The sequence below is a fragment of the Pseudomonas sp. S10E 269 genome, from assembly GCF_002798465.1.
Taxonomy (GTDB): Bacteria; Pseudomonadota; Gammaproteobacteria; order Pseudomonadales; family Pseudomonadaceae; genus Aquipseudomonas; species Aquipseudomonas pergaminensis.
In genome coordinates this window covers 1,342,131-1,356,842 of sequence record NZ_PHIJ01000001.1, presented here as the reverse complement: position 1 = coordinate 1,356,842, position 14,712 = coordinate 1,342,131, and the positions used below count along the sequence as shown (strand labels likewise).

The window sequence follows — 14,712 nt, the reverse complement described above, 5'->3', positions numbered from 1 at the left end:
GTATTGGCTGAGCAACGCATCGGCCAGAACACGGAAGTCACTTTGCATTTCGCATTGCGCCTGGAGAATGGCGATACGGTCGACAGCACGTTCGACAAGGCACCGGCCACCTTCAAGGTCGGTGATGGCAACCTGCTGCCGGGTTTCGAGGCGGCCCTGTTCGGCTTCAAGGCTGGCGACAAGCGTACCCTGCAGATCCTGCCGGAAAACGCCTTTGGCCAACCCAACCCGCAAAACGTGCAGATCATCCCGCGTTCGCAGTTCCAGGACATGGACCTGTCGGAAGGCTTGTTGGTGATCTTCAACGATGCGGCGAATACCGAACTGCCCGGCGTGGTGAAAACCTTCGATGACGCGCAAGTGACCATCGACTTCAACCACCCGTTGGCCGGTAAAACCTTGACGTTCGACGTTGAAATCATCAGCGTTAAAGCGATCTAACTGACAAAACCGGCGCCTGCGGGCGCTGGCTTGTGTGGGAGCTGGCTTGCCTGCGATAGCATCACCCTGGTGTACCTGATACACCGAGGTGCCTGCATCGCAGGCAAGCCAGTTCCCACAAGATCCAATTTCTTGCCGAGCAAGACACGAGGCACAGCATGCAAATCAAACTCGCCAACCCCCGTGGCTTCTGCGCCGGTGTGGACCGGGCGATCGAAATCGTCAACCGCGCCTTGGAGGTCTTCGGGCCGCCGATCTATGTGCGCCATGAAGTCGTCCACAACAAATTTGTGGTCGAAGACCTGCGCGCACGCGGTGCCATCTTTGTCGAAGAGCTGGACCAAGTGCCGGACGACGTCATCGTCATCTTCAGTGCCCACGGTGTCTCCCAGGCAGTGCGCACCGAAGCGGCAGGCCGTGGCCTGAAAGTGTTCGATGCTACCTGCCCGCTGGTTACCAAGGTTCACATCGAAGTCGCGCGCTACAGCCGTGACGGACGCGAGTGCATCCTCATCGGCCATGCCGGTCACCCGGAAGTCGAAGGCACCATGGGGCAGTACGACGCCAGCAATGGTGGGGCGATCTATCTGGTGGAGGACGAAAAAGACGTCGCCAACCTGCAGGTGCAGAACCCCGAACGCCTGGCATTCGTGACCCAGACCACTTTGTCCATGGACGACACCAGTCGCGTGATCGACGCGCTGCGCAGCCGCTTCCCGGCCATTGGTGGGCCGCGCAAGGACGACATCTGCTACGCCACCCAGAACCGGCAGGACGCGGTCAAGCAATTGGCCGATGAATGCGATGTGGTGCTGGTTGTCGGCAGCCCCAACAGCTCCAACTCCAACCGCCTGCGTGAGCTGGCTGAGCGCATGGCCACACCAGCGTACCTGATCGACGGCGCCGAAGACATGCAGCGCAGTTGGTTCGATGGCGTCGAGCGCATTGGCATCACGGCCGGTGCTTCGGCCCCGGAAGTGCTGGTACGTGGGGTTATCCAGCAACTGCACGCCTGGGGCGCTACCGGTGCCGATGAGCTGGCAGGTCGCGAGGAAAACATCACGTTTTCCATGCCCAAGGAATTGCGCGTTCGCTCGTTGCTCTGAGTGTCGGGTTGCCGGACCCACTCCGGCACAACGCCTGCTCGGCACTGTCGCTGCGCAGGCTGATGCGCCCGCTGGGCGCCAGCACGATCTGATGCAGGCTCTGCGCCTGATCCCTGGCACACACATGCACGGTGCCGGCACGGAAACCTCCCCCTGAAAATATCGGCTCGCCCAGCCCGCTGAAGCGCACCTGGCTCTTGAGCGGCCCATTGCCCACGATCAAGCCATGGCCGCTGTCCTGGTGAGTCAGCAATACGGGGTTGTCGTCGTCCAGGTGGCCGCGTCCGCTGGCATCCACGATGACGCGCCAGCCCAGGCTCCAATCATCGTTCAATGCGTGAATGACCACCGCTCGATTGCGTGCAATGGCTTCGGTGCGTGCGTAGCGCAGGCCTGCCGCCAATGTTTGTGCCGCGCTGTGGCGTTGCTGTGAGTCCAGCAGGCTCTTGAAGCTCGGCACTGCCAGGGTCGCCAGAATGCTGCTCAGGGTCAGTCCGAGCAGCAATTCGATCAGGGTAAAACCGCGTTGGTGCATGTGCCATTCCTTCGTGGATAGGGGTGTCGTCCTAGGTATAGCGTGCAGGCTGAGGCGCTGGATGATGGCCTTTATGTCCAAAGTATTTCCCTTTGTTCCCGTAGCAGCACGGGTGAAAAACCGGCGCTAGTCTTGAGCCGCACAGCAGGTTCTGCCTGCTCTTTTTCGGACTTCGACATGGATGGCGACGGTAATGCTTGCCCGCACGAATACCTGTATTTCTCCCGTTTTATCCCCCCGCCAGACCGGAATGACGCTGATCGAAGTGCTTGTCGCCGTGCTGATCCTTGCCATTGGCCTGCTGGGTGCGGCAGTGATCCAACTCAACGCGCTCAAGTACACCGACAGCTCAAGGATGACCAGCCAGGCCAGCTTCATTGCCTACGACATGCTCGACCGGATCCGCGCCAATTCTGGCGCCGACTACGCCTGGGGTCGGGGAGAGCGTGCTCCTGCCAGTGGCGCTACTGGCAGCGTGCGCGATCTGGACCTGCATGATTTCGAGGCCAATATCCTCGGCTTTGCCGGGGAGGGCGCCAAAGGCTCGGTGTCGATCAGCGGCAGTGAGGTAACGGTCAGTATCAGTTGGGATGACAACCGGGGGACCAACACGCCAGGTGCCCGGGAAACCTTCACCCTGACCAGCCGTATCAGCGATGAGTCGGGGGTGGCGCAATGAGGCGTCTTGCTCGCGGTTTCAGTCTGGTGGAGTTACTGCTGGCGTTGGCCATGGGCTTGGTGCTGGTGCTTGGGGGCAGCCAGGTGGTGATTGATTCCAGAGCTACCCACGCCAGCCAGCAGGCAGCCATGTCGCTGCAGGATGATGCGCGGTTCGTACTGGGCAAAATCATTCAGGACATCCGCCAGGCGGGCATGTTTGGTTGTTTGGCCACAGGCTTTATCGAGAATGCGCCACCGGCCTTTGATCGGCCGGTCAGTTGGGATGGTGGGGCGGGCGTCAAGTCGCTGACGTTGGTGACTGCAGATGCCGGTAATGAAAGCGGCAAGCCTGATTGGACCGTATTGTCCGATTGCACGGGTAGCGCCCAGGCTTACATTGGAAACTCCCCTGCGCCTGCTCCGGGCGAGATCCGTTTTGCATTGCGCCAAGTGACCTACACCTTCGAAGCGGGCCAGCTTAAAGTCAGCACCCCTGCAGCACCCGCCAAGGCCGTGCTGGTGGATAACGTGCAGGCGTTCGAGCTTGGCTTTGGCCTTGCCGCCAAGCCCGCATCACTGCAGGTCGTGCGTTACGACGCCGCGCCAGCCGACGCCTCCCTGATACGCAGCGTGCGTATCCAGATGACGCTGCAAGACCCTTCTGGCCGGGTAAAAGCTCAAACCTACAGCGTCGTGGCGGCGTTGCGAAACCAGCTGGGGTAGGGCGGCCATGGTGCTTAGCGAGAGTAATCGTTTAAGGCAGGCGGGCATGGTGCTGCTGATCAGCCTGGTGTTCCTGTTGATGGTGTCGCTGGTCGGCTTGTCCTCGATGCAAGGTGCACTCATCCAGCAAAAGATCGCCGGCAGCGTCTGGCAGCGCAATCAATCGCTGCAGCGTGCTGAAAGTGGCTTGAGGCTCGGGGAGGCGGCGGTACAGCGGTCATTTACGACGCTGCCGTTGTGTCAATCGATTACCCGATGTGCGCCGCCGGAGGCTGCATTTTCAGTGTCCGGGCCCGGCGCGGACCCTGTTTCAGGCGTTAGCTGGGTGGCGCTGAAAGGCGGTGTATACGGCCTTCAATCCCTTGGGCCGGCGGTCGGGGTGGCGCATTTACCGCCGCACATGCCGGCTTCGGTGTATCGAGTGACGGCTGTTGGCCTCAGCGGCCAATTGCGCACGGTGCTGGAGAGCGTCTATGCGCGAGTAGAGGAGCAGGGCGGCTCGCGTTTTCGGCGAGTGGCGTGGCGGCAACTTCAATAAGGAGCACTGCAATGGGCATGGACAGCCAGGGGTTTACCTTGATCGAGTTACTGATCGCGGTTGCGATCATCTCGGTGTTGGCGGGGATTGCTTACCCCGGATACACCGGCCATATGAAAAAAGTGTATCGCGCTGAAGTCGTGGCGCTGTTGACCGGGCAGGCTCAGCATCTGGAGCGGTTTTATGCGAGGAACGGTACTTTTATTGATGCAAGCGGCGTCAGTGCGGGCAATGATCGCTATAGAATCAGCGCTGCGTTGAACCCTCAGGATTTCCAGTTGGTGGCGACGCCCGCTATCGGCTCGATGATGGCTGGTGACCCTTGCGGTGATTTCGTCCTGACCAGCGCCGGCACGCGCAGCAACCCCGGTGCAATACCAGAAATGTCGCGCAAGCTGTGCTGGGGGCAATGATGAGGGGGCTGGACGACTGGGCGCCGGGCGCGCTTGTTCCTATTTATCGGCTGGATCAAATGATGGCAGAGCAACAACAGGTAGTGATTGTCGGTGGCGGTGTCATCGGCTTGTTGACGGCGTTCAACCTGGCGACCCAAGGGCAAGCGGTGGTGCTATTGGAGCGCGCGGGGTTGGGGCAGGAATCTTCCTGGGCGGGCGGCGGCATTGTCTCGCCCCTCTATCCGTGGCGCTACAGCCCGGCAGTCACGGCGCTCGCCCATTGGTCCCAGGATTTTTATCCACAGTTGGCGGAGCGTCTGTTTGCTGCGACGGGCGTCGATCCGGAGGTTCACACCACAGGCCTGTACTGGCTGGACCTGGAGGATGAGGTCGAAGCCCTGGCGTGGGCCGCACGTGAGGGCCGCCCATTGAGCAAAGTCGACGTGTCGGCCGCCCATGACGCCGTTCCGGTGCTGGGCGGCGGGTACTCCCAGGCGATCTACATGGCCAACGTCGCCAATGTGCGCAACCCACGCTTGGTCAAATCCCTCAAGGCCGCACTGCTGGCGCTGCCTGGTGTAACCCTTCATGAGCAATGCGGAGTGACCGGGTTTGTTCTGGATGCTGGCAATGTCGTGGGCGTAAACACGGCTGATGGCCCGATCTTCGGCGATCAGGTTGTATTGGCGGCGGGCGCCTGGAGTGGTGAGTTGCTCGGCACATTAGGCCTGTCATTGCCGGTGGAGCCGGTCAAGGGCCAGATGATTTTGTACAAGTGCGCCTCGGACTTCCTGTCGAGCATGGTGCTGGCTAAGGGTCGCTATGCGATCCCGCGGCGTGACGGGCACATTCTGATCGGCAGTACCCTGGAGCACGAAGGTTTCGACAAGACCCCGACCCAGAACGCACTGGAAAGCCTCAAGGCATCAGCGGTGGAGTTGATTCCCGCCCTGGCGGACGCTGAAGTGGTGGGGCACTGGGCCGGACTGCGCCCCGGGTCTCCGGAAGGCATTCCGTATATCGGCCAAGTGCCAGGCTTCAAGGGCTTGTGGCTCAACTGCGGGCATTACCGCAATGGCCTGGTGCTTGCGCCAGCCTCCTGCCAGTTGTTTACCGATTTGCTGCTGGCACGTGCGCCGATCATCGACCCGGCGCCGTATGCACCCGAAGGTCGGATCAGCGCTGGATAGACTTCGGCCCCTGCTCCAGATGGGCCTGGGTGCAATACCACTCTTGGCGCGAGCTTAGGGCGCGATCCTGCGGCAAGTGCACGCCGCAGTGGGCGCAGCGCACCATCAGGGCCGCGCCAGGCTCACTGGAGCGTTGCTGTTTGGCGGCCGGGCTTTTGAATTTGCGCCAGAACCATACTGCGGCGGCAATGACGGCAATCCAGAACAATAGACGAAGCATGATGGGCAGTTTCTCGACAGGGAATGCGCCAGTTTAGCCAAGGACGTGCCAGGCGCACAGCGCAATGATACCGCCCACAAAAAAGGAGCCTCGAAAGGCTCCTTTTTGATGACGCCGGTGCAATCAGTCGAACACACCAAAGGTCATGTAGCTGAACCACGAGCGATCCTGGTTGTTGCCCAAGGCCTGCGGTTCTTCCTCTTCGATCACGTCGCCGTTCTCGTCGTGGGGCTTGAGCTCCGAAGGAATGGCATCCTTGGCGTCCTGGTACTGCTTGATCACGTCCTGGTTGGCACGGGTTTCGCCCGGCGGCAGCGGTGGACGGGACTCGATCAGGCCCAGGGTGTACTTGCTCAGCCACGAACGGTTGTCGGCTTCGTCAACCTGAGGCACGAACTGGCCGTCTTTCAGGCTTGGGTGGTCCGGGTAGTTGAGCTTGAGGGTTTCCAGGCTGGTGCTGGCCAGCTCGTCCAGGTGCAGACGCTGGTAAGCCTCGGTCATCACCGCCAGGCCGTCACCCACGGATGGGGTTTCCTGGAAGTTCTCAACCACATAACGGCCACGGTTGGCGGCCGCTACGTAAGCCTGACGGGTCAGGTAGTAGTGGGCCACGTGGATCTCGTAGGACGCCAGCAGGTTGCGCAGGTAGATCATGCGCTGCTTGGCGTCCGGCGCGTAGCGGCTGTTGGGGTAGCGGCTGGTCAACTGGGCGAACTCGTTGTAGGAGTCGCGGGCGGCACCCGGGTCACGCTTGGTCATGTCCAGCGGCAGGAAGCGCGCCAGCAGGCCGACGTCCTGGTCGAACGAGGTCAGGCCCTTCATGTAGTAGGCGTAGTCCACGTTCGGGTGCTGCGGGTGCAGGCGGATGAAACGCTCGGCGGCGGACTTGGCAGCTTCCGGCTCGGCGTTCTTGTAGTTGGCGTAGATCAGCTCGAGCTGGGCCTGGTCGGCGTAGCGCCCGAACGGATAGCGCGACTCCAGTGCCTTCAGCTTCGCTGTGGCGCTGGTGTAGCTATTATTGTCCAAGTCTTTCTGAGCCAGTTGATACAACTCGACTTCGCTCAGGTTTTCGTCGACGACTTCCTTTGTTGACGAGCAAGCAGCAGTCATGGCGAGGATGGCGATCAGCAGCAGGTGTTTCACTTGCATGGCGGCTTGCGTCCCTATGACGGCCGCTGTCTTGGGCGGGGCCGTCCTGTTATGATGAGCGCCCCGTTGAAAGCCTCGGGGCAAAAGACGCCGTATTTAACCACAAGCGCGCAGCCGAAACCAAAGGCTGTGCCACGCCTAGTCTGAGCATGTCCGATAAAATTGAACTTCGCGCAGAGGTGCCGTCCGAATTGGGCGGCCAACGCCTCGATCAAGTCGCCGCACAATTATTCGCTGAGCACTCGCGCTCGCGCCTTTCCGCCTGGATCAAAGACGGCCGCCTGACTGTGGATGGAGCGGTTATCCGCCCGCGAGACATAGTCCATGGCGGTGCGATTCTTGAGCTGACTGCCGAGCAGGAAGCCCAGGGAGAATGGGTTGCCCAGGACATCGAGCTGGATATCGTCTATGAAGACGACGACATCCTGGTCATCAACAAACCCGCGGGCCTGGTGGTTCACCCGGCAGCCGGGCACGCTGATGGCACCTTGCTCAATGCCCTGTTGCACCACGTGCCGGACATCATCAACGTCCCGCGCTGCGGCATCGTGCACCGTCTGGACAAGGACACTACCGGCTTGATGGTGGTGGCCAAGACCATTCAGGCGCAGACGCAGCTGGTCACACAATTGCAAAGCCGCAGCGTCAGCCGGATCTACGAGTGCATCGTGATCGGCGTAGTTGTGGCCGGTGGCAAGATCAACGCGCCGATCGGTCGTCACGGCCAGCAGCGCCAGCGTATGGCGGTGATGGAAGGCGGCAAGCAGGCCGTGAGCCACTACCGTGTACTCGAGCGTTTCCGCTCCCACACCCACGTGCGGGTCAAGCTGGAAACCGGGCGTACCCACCAGATTCGCGTGCACATGGCACACATCAACTTCCCGTTGGTCGGAGATCCGGCCTACGGCGGTCGCTTCCGTATTCCGCCGGCGGCCAGTGCAACCATGGTTGATTCACTGAAAAACTTCCCGCGCCAGGCACTGCATGCACGTTTCCTGGAACTGGATCATCCGACGAGCGGTAAGCGGATGAGCTGGGAATCGCCTCTGCCGGACGACCTGGTCTGGTTGTTGTCGCTGCTCAAGCAGGATCGCGAGGCGTTTGTCGGGTGAATGACTGGCTGATTCCTGACTGGCCCGCGCCGGCTCAGGTGAAGGCCTGTGTCACCACCCGTGCGGGCGGCGTCAGCCTGGCGCCGTTCGACAGCCTCAATTTGGGCGATCATGTCGAGGACCGCCTGGAGGCCGTGCTCGAAAATCGTCGCCGCCTGACCACGGCCTTCGATATCCAGCCAGCCTGGCTGCGCCAGGTCCATGGCGTGACCGTGGTCGAGGCCGACCCTGGCCGCACTGCCGAAGCCGATGGCAGCTGGACCAGCACCCCAGGCATCGCCTGCACATCCATGACTGCCGATTGCCTGCCCGCGTTGTTCTGCAACCGTGCAGGCACACGCGTGGCGGCGGCCCATGCCGGTTGGCGTGGCCTGGCGGCGGGCGTGTTGGAGGCGACTTTAGAAAGCCTCGACGCCGACGCTGGCGACGTGTTGGTGTGGCTCGGTCCGGCGATTGGCCCGCAAGCCTTTGAAGTCGGCCCGGAAGTGCGTGAAGTCTTCATGCAGCAACTGCCGACCACCGTCGAAGCCTTTGTACCGAGTCGCAATCCGGGCAAGTTCATGGCTGACATCTATAAGCTCGCGCGCCTGCGCCTGGCTGCGTGCGGTGTGACTGCCGTGTATGGCGGCGGTTTCTGCACGGTGACCGACCCGCGCTTCTTTTCCTACCGGCGCAGCCCCCGCACCGGACGTTTTGCCTCCCTTATCTGGCTCGAGCGCTAGACTCTCCTGACCTGGGTCAACACTGACTCACATCAAGCATCTGTCGCTTGAATCTTCCAGAATCCACCCCATCTATAGGGGTATCTGGCAGGTTTCTTCATTCAGGATGTGTTTACTAGCTCCGGCCTGCTCAAAAGGAAGGTGACTAATGCGTATTGATCGTTTAACCAGCAAATTGCAGTTGGCACTGTCTGACTCTCAATCCTTGGCGGTGGGTCTCGACCACCCGGCCATCGAGCCTGCGCACTTGATGCAGGCGCTGCTGGAACAGCAAGGTGGTTCAATCAAGCCCTTGCTGATGCAGGTGGGCTTCGACGTCAACAGCCTGCGCAAGGAGTTGAGCAAAGAGCTCGACCAATTGCCGAAAATCCAAAACCCAACCGGCGACGTGAACATGTCGCAGGACTTGGCGCGTCTGCTTAACCAGGCCGATCGCCTGGCCCAACAGAAGGGTGACCAGTTCATCTCCAGCGAACTGGTGCTGCTCGCCGCCATGGACGAGAACAGCAAGCTAGGCAAGTTGTTGCTGGGCCAGGGCGTGAGCAAGAAAGCCCTGGAAAATGCCATCAACAACCTGCGTGGCGGCGACGCGGTGAACGACCCCAACCATGAGGAGTCGCGCCAGGCCCTGGATAAATACACCGTCGACCTGACCAAGCGTGCCGAAGAGGGCAAGCTTGACCCGGTGATCGGCCGTGACGATGAAATCCGTCGCACCATCCAGGTACTGCAACGTCGCACCAAGAACAACCCGGTACTGATTGGCGAACCTGGTGTGGGTAAAACCGCGATCGCCGAAGGCCTGGCCCAGCGCATCATCAATGGTGAAGTGCCGGATGGCCTTAAAGGCAAGCGTCTGCTGTCCCTGGACATGGGGTCGTTGATCGCCGGCGCCAAGTTCCGCGGCGAGTTCGAAGAACGCCTGAAATCCCTGCTCAATGAACTGTCGAAGCAGGAAGGGCAGATCATTCTGTTTATCGACGAGCTGCACACCATGGTCGGCGCCGGTAAAGGCGAAGGCTCGATGGACGCCGGTAACATGCTCAAGCCTGCCCTGGCGCGGGGTGAGTTGCACTGCGTCGGTGCTACTACGCTCAACGAATACCGCCAGTACATTGAAAAGGACGCGGCCCTTGAGCGTCGCTTCCAGAAAGTGCTGGTGGAAGAGCCGAGCGAAGAAGACACCATCGCGATCCTGCGTGGCTTGAAAGAGCGTTATGAGGTCCACCACAAGGTGGCGATCACCGACGGCGCGATCATTGCGGCGGCCAAATTGAGCCATCGCTATATCACTGACCGTCAGTTGCCCGACAAGGCCATCGACTTGATCGACGAAGCGGCCAGCCGTATCCGCATGGAAATCGACTCCAAGCCGGAAGTGCTCGACCGTCTGGATCGGCGCCTGATCCAACTGAAAGTCGAGTCCCAGGCCCTGAAGAAAGAAGAAGACGACGCGGCGAAGAAACGCCTGGAAAAACTCCAGGAAGAAATCGTCCGCCTGGAACGTGAGTATTCGGACCTGGAAGAAATCTGGACCTCGGAAAAAGCCGAAGTGCAAGGCTCGGCCCAGATTCAGCAAAAGATCGAGCAGTCGCGCCAGGAACTCGAAGCGGCCCGCCGTAAAGGCGACCTGAACCGCATGGCTGAGTTGCAGTACGGGGTGATCCCGGACCTGGAACGCAGCCTGCAGATGGTCGACCAGCACGGCAAGCCTGAGAACCAGTTGCTGCGCAGCAAGGTGACGGAGGAAGAAATTGCCGAAGTCGTCTCCAAATGGACCGGCATTCCCGTGTCGAAAATGCTTGAAGGCGAACGCGACAAGTTGCTGAAGATGGAACACCTGCTGCATCAGCGTGTGATCGGTCAGGAAGAGGCCGTGGTGGCCGTTTCCAACGCGGTACGGCGTTCGCGGGCCGGGTTGTCCGATCCGAACCGTCCGAGTGGCTCGTTCATGTTCCTCGGCCCGACCGGTGTGGGTAAGACCGAGCTGTGCAAGGCTTTGGCCGAGTTCCTCTTTGATACTGAAGAGGCCATGGTGCGGATTGATATGTCCGAATTCATGGAGAAACATTCGGTGGCTCGCTTGATCGGTGCGCCACCAGGCTATGTGGGCTACGAGGAAGGCGGTTACCTGACCGAAGCCGTGCGGCGTAAGCCTTACTCGGTGATCCTGCTGGATGAAGTCGAGAAGGCGCACCCGGATGTGTTCAACATCCTGTTGCAAGTGCTGGAGGACGGCCGCCTGACCGACAGCCATGGGCGTACCGTGGATTTCCGCAATACGGTGATCGTGATGACCTCCAACCTGGGCTCGGCGCAGATCCAGGAGCTGGTGGGGGATCGTGAAGCCCAGCGTGCGGCGGTGATGGATGCACTGACCTCGCATTTCCGCCCGGAATTCATCAACCGGGTCGACGAAGTGGTGATCTTCGAGCCGTTGGCGCGGGATCAGATCGCGGGCATTACCGAGATCCAGTTGGGACGTCTGCGTGGCCGCCTGACCGAGCGTGAGCTGTCGCTGGAGCTTAGCCGCGAGGCGTTGGACAAGCTGATCGCTGTGGGTTACGACCCGGTGTATGGCGCACGGCCGTTGAAACGTGCGATCCAGCGCTGGATCGAGAACCCGCTGGCCCAGTTGATCCTGTCGGGCAGCTTCATGCCTGGCACCAGCGTGACAGCGACGGTGGAAAACGACGAAATCGTCTTCCACTGAGCCCTGGCAGCAGGGTGACAAGAGAAGGCCCCGCATTGCGGGGCCTTTTTTTTCGATAGGGCGTTGAACTGTAAGGCAAAGGCTTGTAAAGTGCGCCCCGCAGCAACGTCAGCCCACGGGTTTCTTCTCCCCAAGAAGAAATCAGAAACAAGCGCAAATCATTGTCTTAAAAGCAATTTAAAGGGTTGACAGGGGTTTTTAAGATTGTAGAATAGCGCGCCTCAGAGACATGAACGTAGCGATACGGACAAGTCAAAGAGAAGGTAGTAAGCAACAACGTAGTACTTTGAAATATGTAGTTCCGTGATAGCTCAGTCGGTAGAGCAAATGACTGTTAATCATTGGGTCCCAGGTTCGAGTCCTGGTCACGGAGCCAATTTCAATATCGGGGTATAGCGCAGTCCGGTAGCGCGCCTGCTTTGGGAGCAGGATGTCGGGAGTTCGAATCCCCCTACCCCGACCATATTTGGGTCGTTAGCTCAGTTGGTAGAGCAGTTGGCTTTTAACCAATTGGTCGTAGGTTCGAATCCCACACGACCCACCATTTTTGAGACCAGTTAACGCTGGAATCGAATCTTAAGATCAGAGGCCAAAAGCGCTGATCGAAGAAGGCGACTGAAAGGTCGCCTTTTTTTTACCGGGGTATAGCGCAGTCCGGTAGCGCGCCTGCTTTGGGAGCAGGATGTCAGGAGTTCGAATCCCCTTACCCCGACCATATTAAAAATCCTCGTATCGAAAGATACGGGGATTTTTTTTGTGCACGCAAATCTGACTCACCGCAAAACGAATGTGGGAGCGGGCTTGCTCGCGAAAGCGGTGGTTCAGTGTCAGATGTACTGACTGATACACCGCTTTCGCGAGCAAGCCCGCTCCCACATTGACCAAGTCCCATCCGGGACCGTGTTGTTAGTGCAGTTTGAGGCGCGGCTCGGTGCCGCGCCCGATCTTGCTCCCCAGCATCAGCATCGCCGTGCGGAAGACCCCATACAGCGCCATCTGGTGCATGCGGTACAGCGACACGTAGAACATTCGCGCCAGCCAACCTTCCAGCATCACGCTGCCGGTGAGGTTGCCCATCAAGTTACCCACCGCCGAGAACCGCGACAGCGAGATCAACGAGCCGTAGTCGGTGTACTTGTAGGTCGGCAGGTCCTTGCCCTCGATGCGCAGCTTCAGCGACTTGGCCAGCAACGATGCCTGCTGGTGAGCCGCCTGGGCACGTGGCGGCACGTTGCGATCAGTGCCCGGTTGCGGACAGGCGGCACAATCGCCAAACGCGAAGATGTTTTCGTCGCGGGTGGTTTGCAGTGTTGGCAATACCTGCAGCTGATTGATGCGGTTGGTTTCCAGGCCATCGATATCCTTGAGGAAACCTGGCGCGCGAATGCCGGCCGCCCACACCTTGAGACTGGCGGGGATGACCTGGCCGCTGCTGGTGATCAGCGCATCGGCAGTCACTTCGCTGACCGCCGAATTGGTCAGTACCGTCACGCCGAGCTTTTCCAGGGTTTTATGCACCGGCACGCCGATACGCTCCGGCAGGGCAGGCAGTACCCGTGGGCCGGCTTCGATCAGGGTGATGTGCATGTTTTCCGGCTTGATGCGGTCCAGGCCGTAAGCGGCCAACTCGTGGGCGGCGTTATGCAGTTCGGCGGCCAGTTCGACCCCAGTGGCACCCGCGCCGACGATGGCAACGCTGATTTTTTCCACCACATCGGTCTGCCCGGCATGGGCGCGCAAGTAGTGATTGAGCAACTGCTGGTGAAAGCGCTCGGCCTGCTTGCGGGTGTCGAGGAACAGGCAGTGCTGCGCGGCGCCTTCGGTGCCGAAGTCATTGGTGGTGCTGCCGACCGCAATCACCAGGCTGTCATAGCCCAGCACGCGCGCCGGCACCAGTTCACGGCCTTCTTCGTCGAGGGTGGCGGCCAGCTGGATCTTCTTCTGTTCACGGTCGAGCCCGCTCATGCGCCCCAGTTGGAACTCGAAGTGGTTCCATTTGGCCTGGGCGACATAATTGAGTTCATCTTCCGAGGAGTTCAGCGAACCGGCTGCCACTTCGTGCAGCAGGGGCTTCCAGATATGGGTCAGGTTGGCGTCCACCAGCGTGATGCTGGCGGTGCCGCGCTTGCCCAGAGTCTTACCCAGGCGGGTAGCCAACTCCAGGCCGCCGGCGCCGCCGCCGACGATAATAATACGATGGGTCATGGGGATATCTCGCAAGGCTAAAAGAAATCGGAGCAGTTACCCCCGCGAGCGCCAGGCAGCTCATAGCGTCAGGTAACTCAATAGTCGGCTCAGCAAGCCGAGACCGATCACCACTACCAGCACCACACCAAGGAGCAGCCACGGCCGGAAAGGCTTGCGCTCGACTCGGTTCTGGGAGAGTTGCAGGTACTCTTCGACATGCTGTTGGTCATCGGGGTTCAGGCGGCTGGTCATAAAGGCCTCGTCAGGTAGACGTTGCAAAAGGGCGCCACGTTACAGTCCGGGGGCTCAGAGGCTGATGCCCACATCGAACACTATGCTGCGGCCCAGGTTGTTGCGCAAGAAATCCGGTGCATCCGGGTGGGCGAACAACACCCGTGCAAAGGTCGGCCCCACCAGCGACAGCGAGCGCCAGCCCTGGCGCAGGTATTCCGTCGGCGGCGGGAAATGGCTGTTGAGGTCAAGCACCTCACGCTTGAGGCTGGTGAAGGCAACGATATCCAGCTCCCCCAGGTCCATCCCGCGTTCTTTGTAGTTATGCGCCTTCTTGCGCAGCGTGGGCGCCAGGCGCAGTAAAAACTCATGGGCCGGGATGCGTCGCGGCTTGGCTTCGCGCCGCACCAATTGGCTCAGGGAGAAGGCGCTGCGTCGGCGCAGCAACTCGTCGCGCCATTCGTCATTCAGGCGACGGCCCTCGTCCAGCACAAAAAACACCTCGAAACTGGCATCGCGAAACAGCACGTCCGGTGGCTCTTGCCCGGCTGCGTGGAATTCCTCGGCACGGTAAGGCACGTTCAAGCCTTGCAGCAGGCGCTGGCAGACCCAACGCTCACGCTCCCATTTGCGGGCATTGGACAAGAATGCGTTGGCTTGTTCGGCCGCTACGGTGAGCAGGCGCAAGTAATCTGAGTCATCCATAGCTAGCAGCTTAGCGCCCAAATGATGACCGCAGGAAGTACCCCTGTGAAACGTCGGTGTAGACTGATCATCCGAGCAATATTCG

General features: G+C 60.3%; 16 protein-coding genes and 4 tRNA genes. 14 read left to right on the top strand and 6 right to left on the bottom strand.

The window, feature by feature from the left end; translation table 11 throughout:
• Positions 1 to 3: 3 nt before the first annotated feature.
• Positions 4 to 441 (top strand): FKBP-type peptidyl-prolyl cis-trans isomerase, encoded by a 438-nt coding sequence (gene fkpB / locus CWC48_RS06415; protein ID WP_177111390.1) that lies wholly within the window; start codon positions 4 to 6, stop codon positions 439 to 441.
• Positions 442 to 599: 158 nt separating this feature from the next.
• The gene (ispH, locus tag CWC48_RS06410; RefSeq protein WP_012722142.1) at positions 600 to 1,547 is read left to right on the top strand and encodes a 4-hydroxy-3-methylbut-2-enyl diphosphate reductase; all 948 of its coding nucleotides are present in this window, start codon (positions 600 to 602) and stop codon (positions 1,545 to 1,547) included.
• On the opposite strand, the gene CWC48_RS06405 is transcribed toward ispH, so the two are convergent.
• Positions 1,501 to 2,082: a GspH/FimT family protein gene (locus CWC48_RS06405; RefSeq protein WP_078046811.1), complete on the bottom strand. Its 582-nt coding sequence runs from the start codon at positions 2,080 to 2,082 to the stop codon at positions 1,501 to 1,503. The two genes, ispH and CWC48_RS06405, sit on opposite strands and share 47 nt — an antisense overlap.
• 193 nt (positions 2,083 to 2,275) lie before the next feature.
• Here CWC48_RS06405 and pilV point away from each other — a divergent pair, with 193 nt between their 5' ends.
• From pilV to thiO, 5 genes are all read left to right on the top strand, one after another.
• The gene (gene pilV / locus CWC48_RS06400) at positions 2,276 to 2,761 is read left to right on the top strand and encodes a type IV pilus modification protein PilV (RefSeq protein ID WP_100491517.1); all 486 of its coding nucleotides are present in this window, start codon (positions 2,276 to 2,278) and stop codon (positions 2,759 to 2,761) included.
• Positions 2,758 to 3,465 (top strand): PilW family protein, encoded by a 708-nt coding sequence (locus tag CWC48_RS06395; RefSeq protein ID WP_100491516.1) that lies wholly within the window; start codon positions 2,758 to 2,760, stop codon positions 3,463 to 3,465. The genes pilV and CWC48_RS06395 overlap by 4 nt, the downstream gene beginning before the upstream one ends.
• 46 nt (positions 3,466 to 3,511) lie before the next feature.
• A complete protein-coding gene (locus tag CWC48_RS06390) occupies positions 3,512 to 4,003 on the top strand; it encodes a PilX N-terminal domain-containing pilus assembly protein (protein ID WP_371857038.1) in 492 nt (163 codons plus the stop codon).
• A gap of 11 nt (positions 4,004 to 4,014) precedes the next feature.
• The gene (locus CWC48_RS06385) at positions 4,015 to 4,416 is read left to right on the top strand and encodes a type IV pilin protein (protein WP_078046815.1); all 402 of its coding nucleotides are present in this window, start codon (positions 4,015 to 4,017) and stop codon (positions 4,414 to 4,416) included.
• A gap of 62 nt (positions 4,417 to 4,478) precedes the next feature.
• Positions 4,479 to 5,588: a glycine oxidase ThiO gene (thiO, locus tag CWC48_RS06380; protein WP_100491514.1), complete on the top strand. Its 1,110-nt coding sequence runs from the start codon at positions 4,479 to 4,481 to the stop codon at positions 5,586 to 5,588.
• On the opposite strand, the gene CWC48_RS06375 is transcribed toward thiO, so the two are convergent.
• Together CWC48_RS06375 and CWC48_RS06370 are read right to left on the bottom strand one after the other, a co-directional pair.
• On the bottom strand, positions 5,575 to 5,808 hold the full coding sequence (locus tag CWC48_RS06375) for a PP0621 family protein (RefSeq protein WP_078046817.1): 234 nt from the start codon (positions 5,806 to 5,808) through the stop codon (positions 5,575 to 5,577). The two genes, thiO and CWC48_RS06375, sit on opposite strands and share 14 nt — an antisense overlap.
• A 123-nt stretch (positions 5,809 to 5,931) precedes the next feature.
• The gene (locus CWC48_RS06370) at positions 5,932 to 6,957 is read right to left on the bottom strand and encodes an outer membrane protein assembly factor BamD (protein WP_078046818.1); all 1,026 of its coding nucleotides are present in this window, start codon (positions 6,955 to 6,957) and stop codon (positions 5,932 to 5,934) included.
• Positions 6,958 to 7,106: 149 nt separating this feature from the next.
• On the opposite strand from CWC48_RS06370, the gene rluD reads away from it, so the two are divergent.
• The 7 genes from rluD to CWC48_RS06335 all read left to right on the top strand — a co-directional run bounded on the left by rluD (position 7,107) and on the right by CWC48_RS06335 (position 12,219).
• Complete coding sequence (gene rluD / locus CWC48_RS06365; RefSeq protein ID WP_034102080.1) at positions 7,107 to 8,069, top strand: 23S rRNA pseudouridine(1911/1915/1917) synthase RluD; 963 nt, start codon at positions 7,107 to 7,109, stop codon at positions 8,067 to 8,069.
• On the top strand, positions 8,066 to 8,791 hold the full coding sequence (pgeF, locus tag CWC48_RS06360; RefSeq protein WP_078046819.1) for a peptidoglycan editing factor PgeF: 726 nt from the start codon (positions 8,066 to 8,068) through the stop codon (positions 8,789 to 8,791). Before rluD ends, pgeF begins: the two co-directional genes overlap by 4 nt.
• Positions 8,792 to 8,939: 148 nt before the next feature.
• On the top strand, positions 8,940 to 11,504 hold the full coding sequence (gene clpB / locus CWC48_RS06355; protein WP_078046820.1) for an ATP-dependent chaperone ClpB: 2,565 nt from the start codon (positions 8,940 to 8,942) through the stop codon (positions 11,502 to 11,504).
• Between the two features lie 300 nt (positions 11,505 to 11,804).
• Positions 11,805 to 11,880 (top strand) — tRNA-Asn (locus tag CWC48_RS06350).
• Positions 11,881 to 11,890: 10 nt separating this feature from the next.
• Positions 11,891 to 11,967: transfer RNA gene (locus CWC48_RS06345), tRNA-Pro, on the top strand.
• A gap of 5 nt (positions 11,968 to 11,972) precedes the next feature.
• A tRNA-Lys gene (locus CWC48_RS06340) sits at positions 11,973 to 12,048 on the top strand.
• A gap of 94 nt (positions 12,049 to 12,142) precedes the next feature.
• Positions 12,143 to 12,219 (top strand) — tRNA-Pro (locus CWC48_RS06335).
• Positions 12,220 to 12,410: 191 nt separating this feature from the next.
• Here CWC48_RS06335 and CWC48_RS06325 read toward each other — a convergent pair.
• Genes CWC48_RS06325 through CWC48_RS06315 form a run of 3 tightly spaced genes read right to left on the bottom strand, consistent with a single transcriptional unit; the run spans position 12,411 to position 14,627 of the window.
• Positions 12,411 to 13,709: an NAD(P)/FAD-dependent oxidoreductase gene (locus CWC48_RS06325; protein ID WP_100491512.1), complete on the bottom strand. Its 1,299-nt coding sequence runs from the start codon at positions 13,707 to 13,709 to the stop codon at positions 12,411 to 12,413.
• A 60-nt stretch (positions 13,710 to 13,769) separates the two neighbouring features.
• Positions 13,770 to 13,943: a DUF3094 family protein gene (locus CWC48_RS06320; RefSeq protein ID WP_016976295.1), complete on the bottom strand. Its 174-nt coding sequence runs from the start codon at positions 13,941 to 13,943 to the stop codon at positions 13,770 to 13,772.
• Positions 13,944 to 13,997: 54 nt separating this feature from the next.
• Complete coding sequence (locus CWC48_RS06315) at positions 13,998 to 14,627, bottom strand: DUF1780 domain-containing protein (RefSeq protein WP_010213242.1); 630 nt, start codon at positions 14,625 to 14,627, stop codon at positions 13,998 to 14,000.
• Positions 14,628 to 14,712 lie beyond the last annotated feature (85 nt).

Bases quoted from the DNA above. Each gene is read 5' to 3' on its own strand.
- ispH (WP_012722142.1), top strand. From the start codon at position 600: ATGCAAATCAAACTCGCCAACCCCCGTGGCTTCTGCGCCGGTGTGGAC.
- CWC48_RS06405 (WP_078046811.1), bottom strand. From the start codon at position 2,082: ATGCACCAACGCGGTTTTACCCTGATCGAATTGCTGCTCGGACTGACC.
- pilV (WP_100491517.1), top strand. From the start codon at position 2,276: ATGCTTGCCCGCACGAATACCTGTATTTCTCCCGTTTTATCCCCCCGC.
- CWC48_RS06395 (WP_100491516.1), top strand. From the start codon at position 2,758: ATGAGGCGTCTTGCTCGCGGTTTCAGTCTGGTGGAGTTACTGCTGGCG.
- CWC48_RS06390 (WP_371857038.1), top strand. From the start codon at position 3,512: ATGGTGCTGCTGATCAGCCTGGTGTTCCTGTTGATGGTGTCGCTGGTC.
- CWC48_RS06385 (WP_078046815.1), top strand. From the start codon at position 4,015: ATGGGCATGGACAGCCAGGGGTTTACCTTGATCGAGTTACTGATCGCG.
- thiO (WP_100491514.1), top strand. From the start codon at position 4,479: ATGGCAGAGCAACAACAGGTAGTGATTGTCGGTGGCGGTGTCATCGGC.
- CWC48_RS06375 (WP_078046817.1), bottom strand. From the start codon at position 5,808: ATGCTTCGTCTATTGTTCTGGATTGCCGTCATTGCCGCCGCAGTATGG.
- CWC48_RS06370 (WP_078046818.1), bottom strand. From the start codon at position 6,957: ATGCAAGTGAAACACCTGCTGCTGATCGCCATCCTCGCCATGACTGCT.
- rluD (WP_034102080.1), top strand. From the start codon at position 7,107: ATGTCCGATAAAATTGAACTTCGCGCAGAGGTGCCGTCCGAATTGGGC.
- clpB (WP_078046820.1), top strand. From the start codon at position 8,940: ATGCGTATTGATCGTTTAACCAGCAAATTGCAGTTGGCACTGTCTGAC.
- CWC48_RS06325 (WP_100491512.1), bottom strand. From the start codon at position 13,709: ATGACCCATCGTATTATTATCGTCGGCGGCGGCGCCGGCGGCCTGGAG.
- CWC48_RS06320 (WP_016976295.1), bottom strand. From the start codon at position 13,943: ATGACCAGCCGCCTGAACCCCGATGACCAACAGCATGTCGAAGAGTAC.
- CWC48_RS06315 (WP_010213242.1), bottom strand. From the start codon at position 14,627: ATGGATGACTCAGATTACTTGCGCCTGCTCACCGTAGCGGCCGAACAA.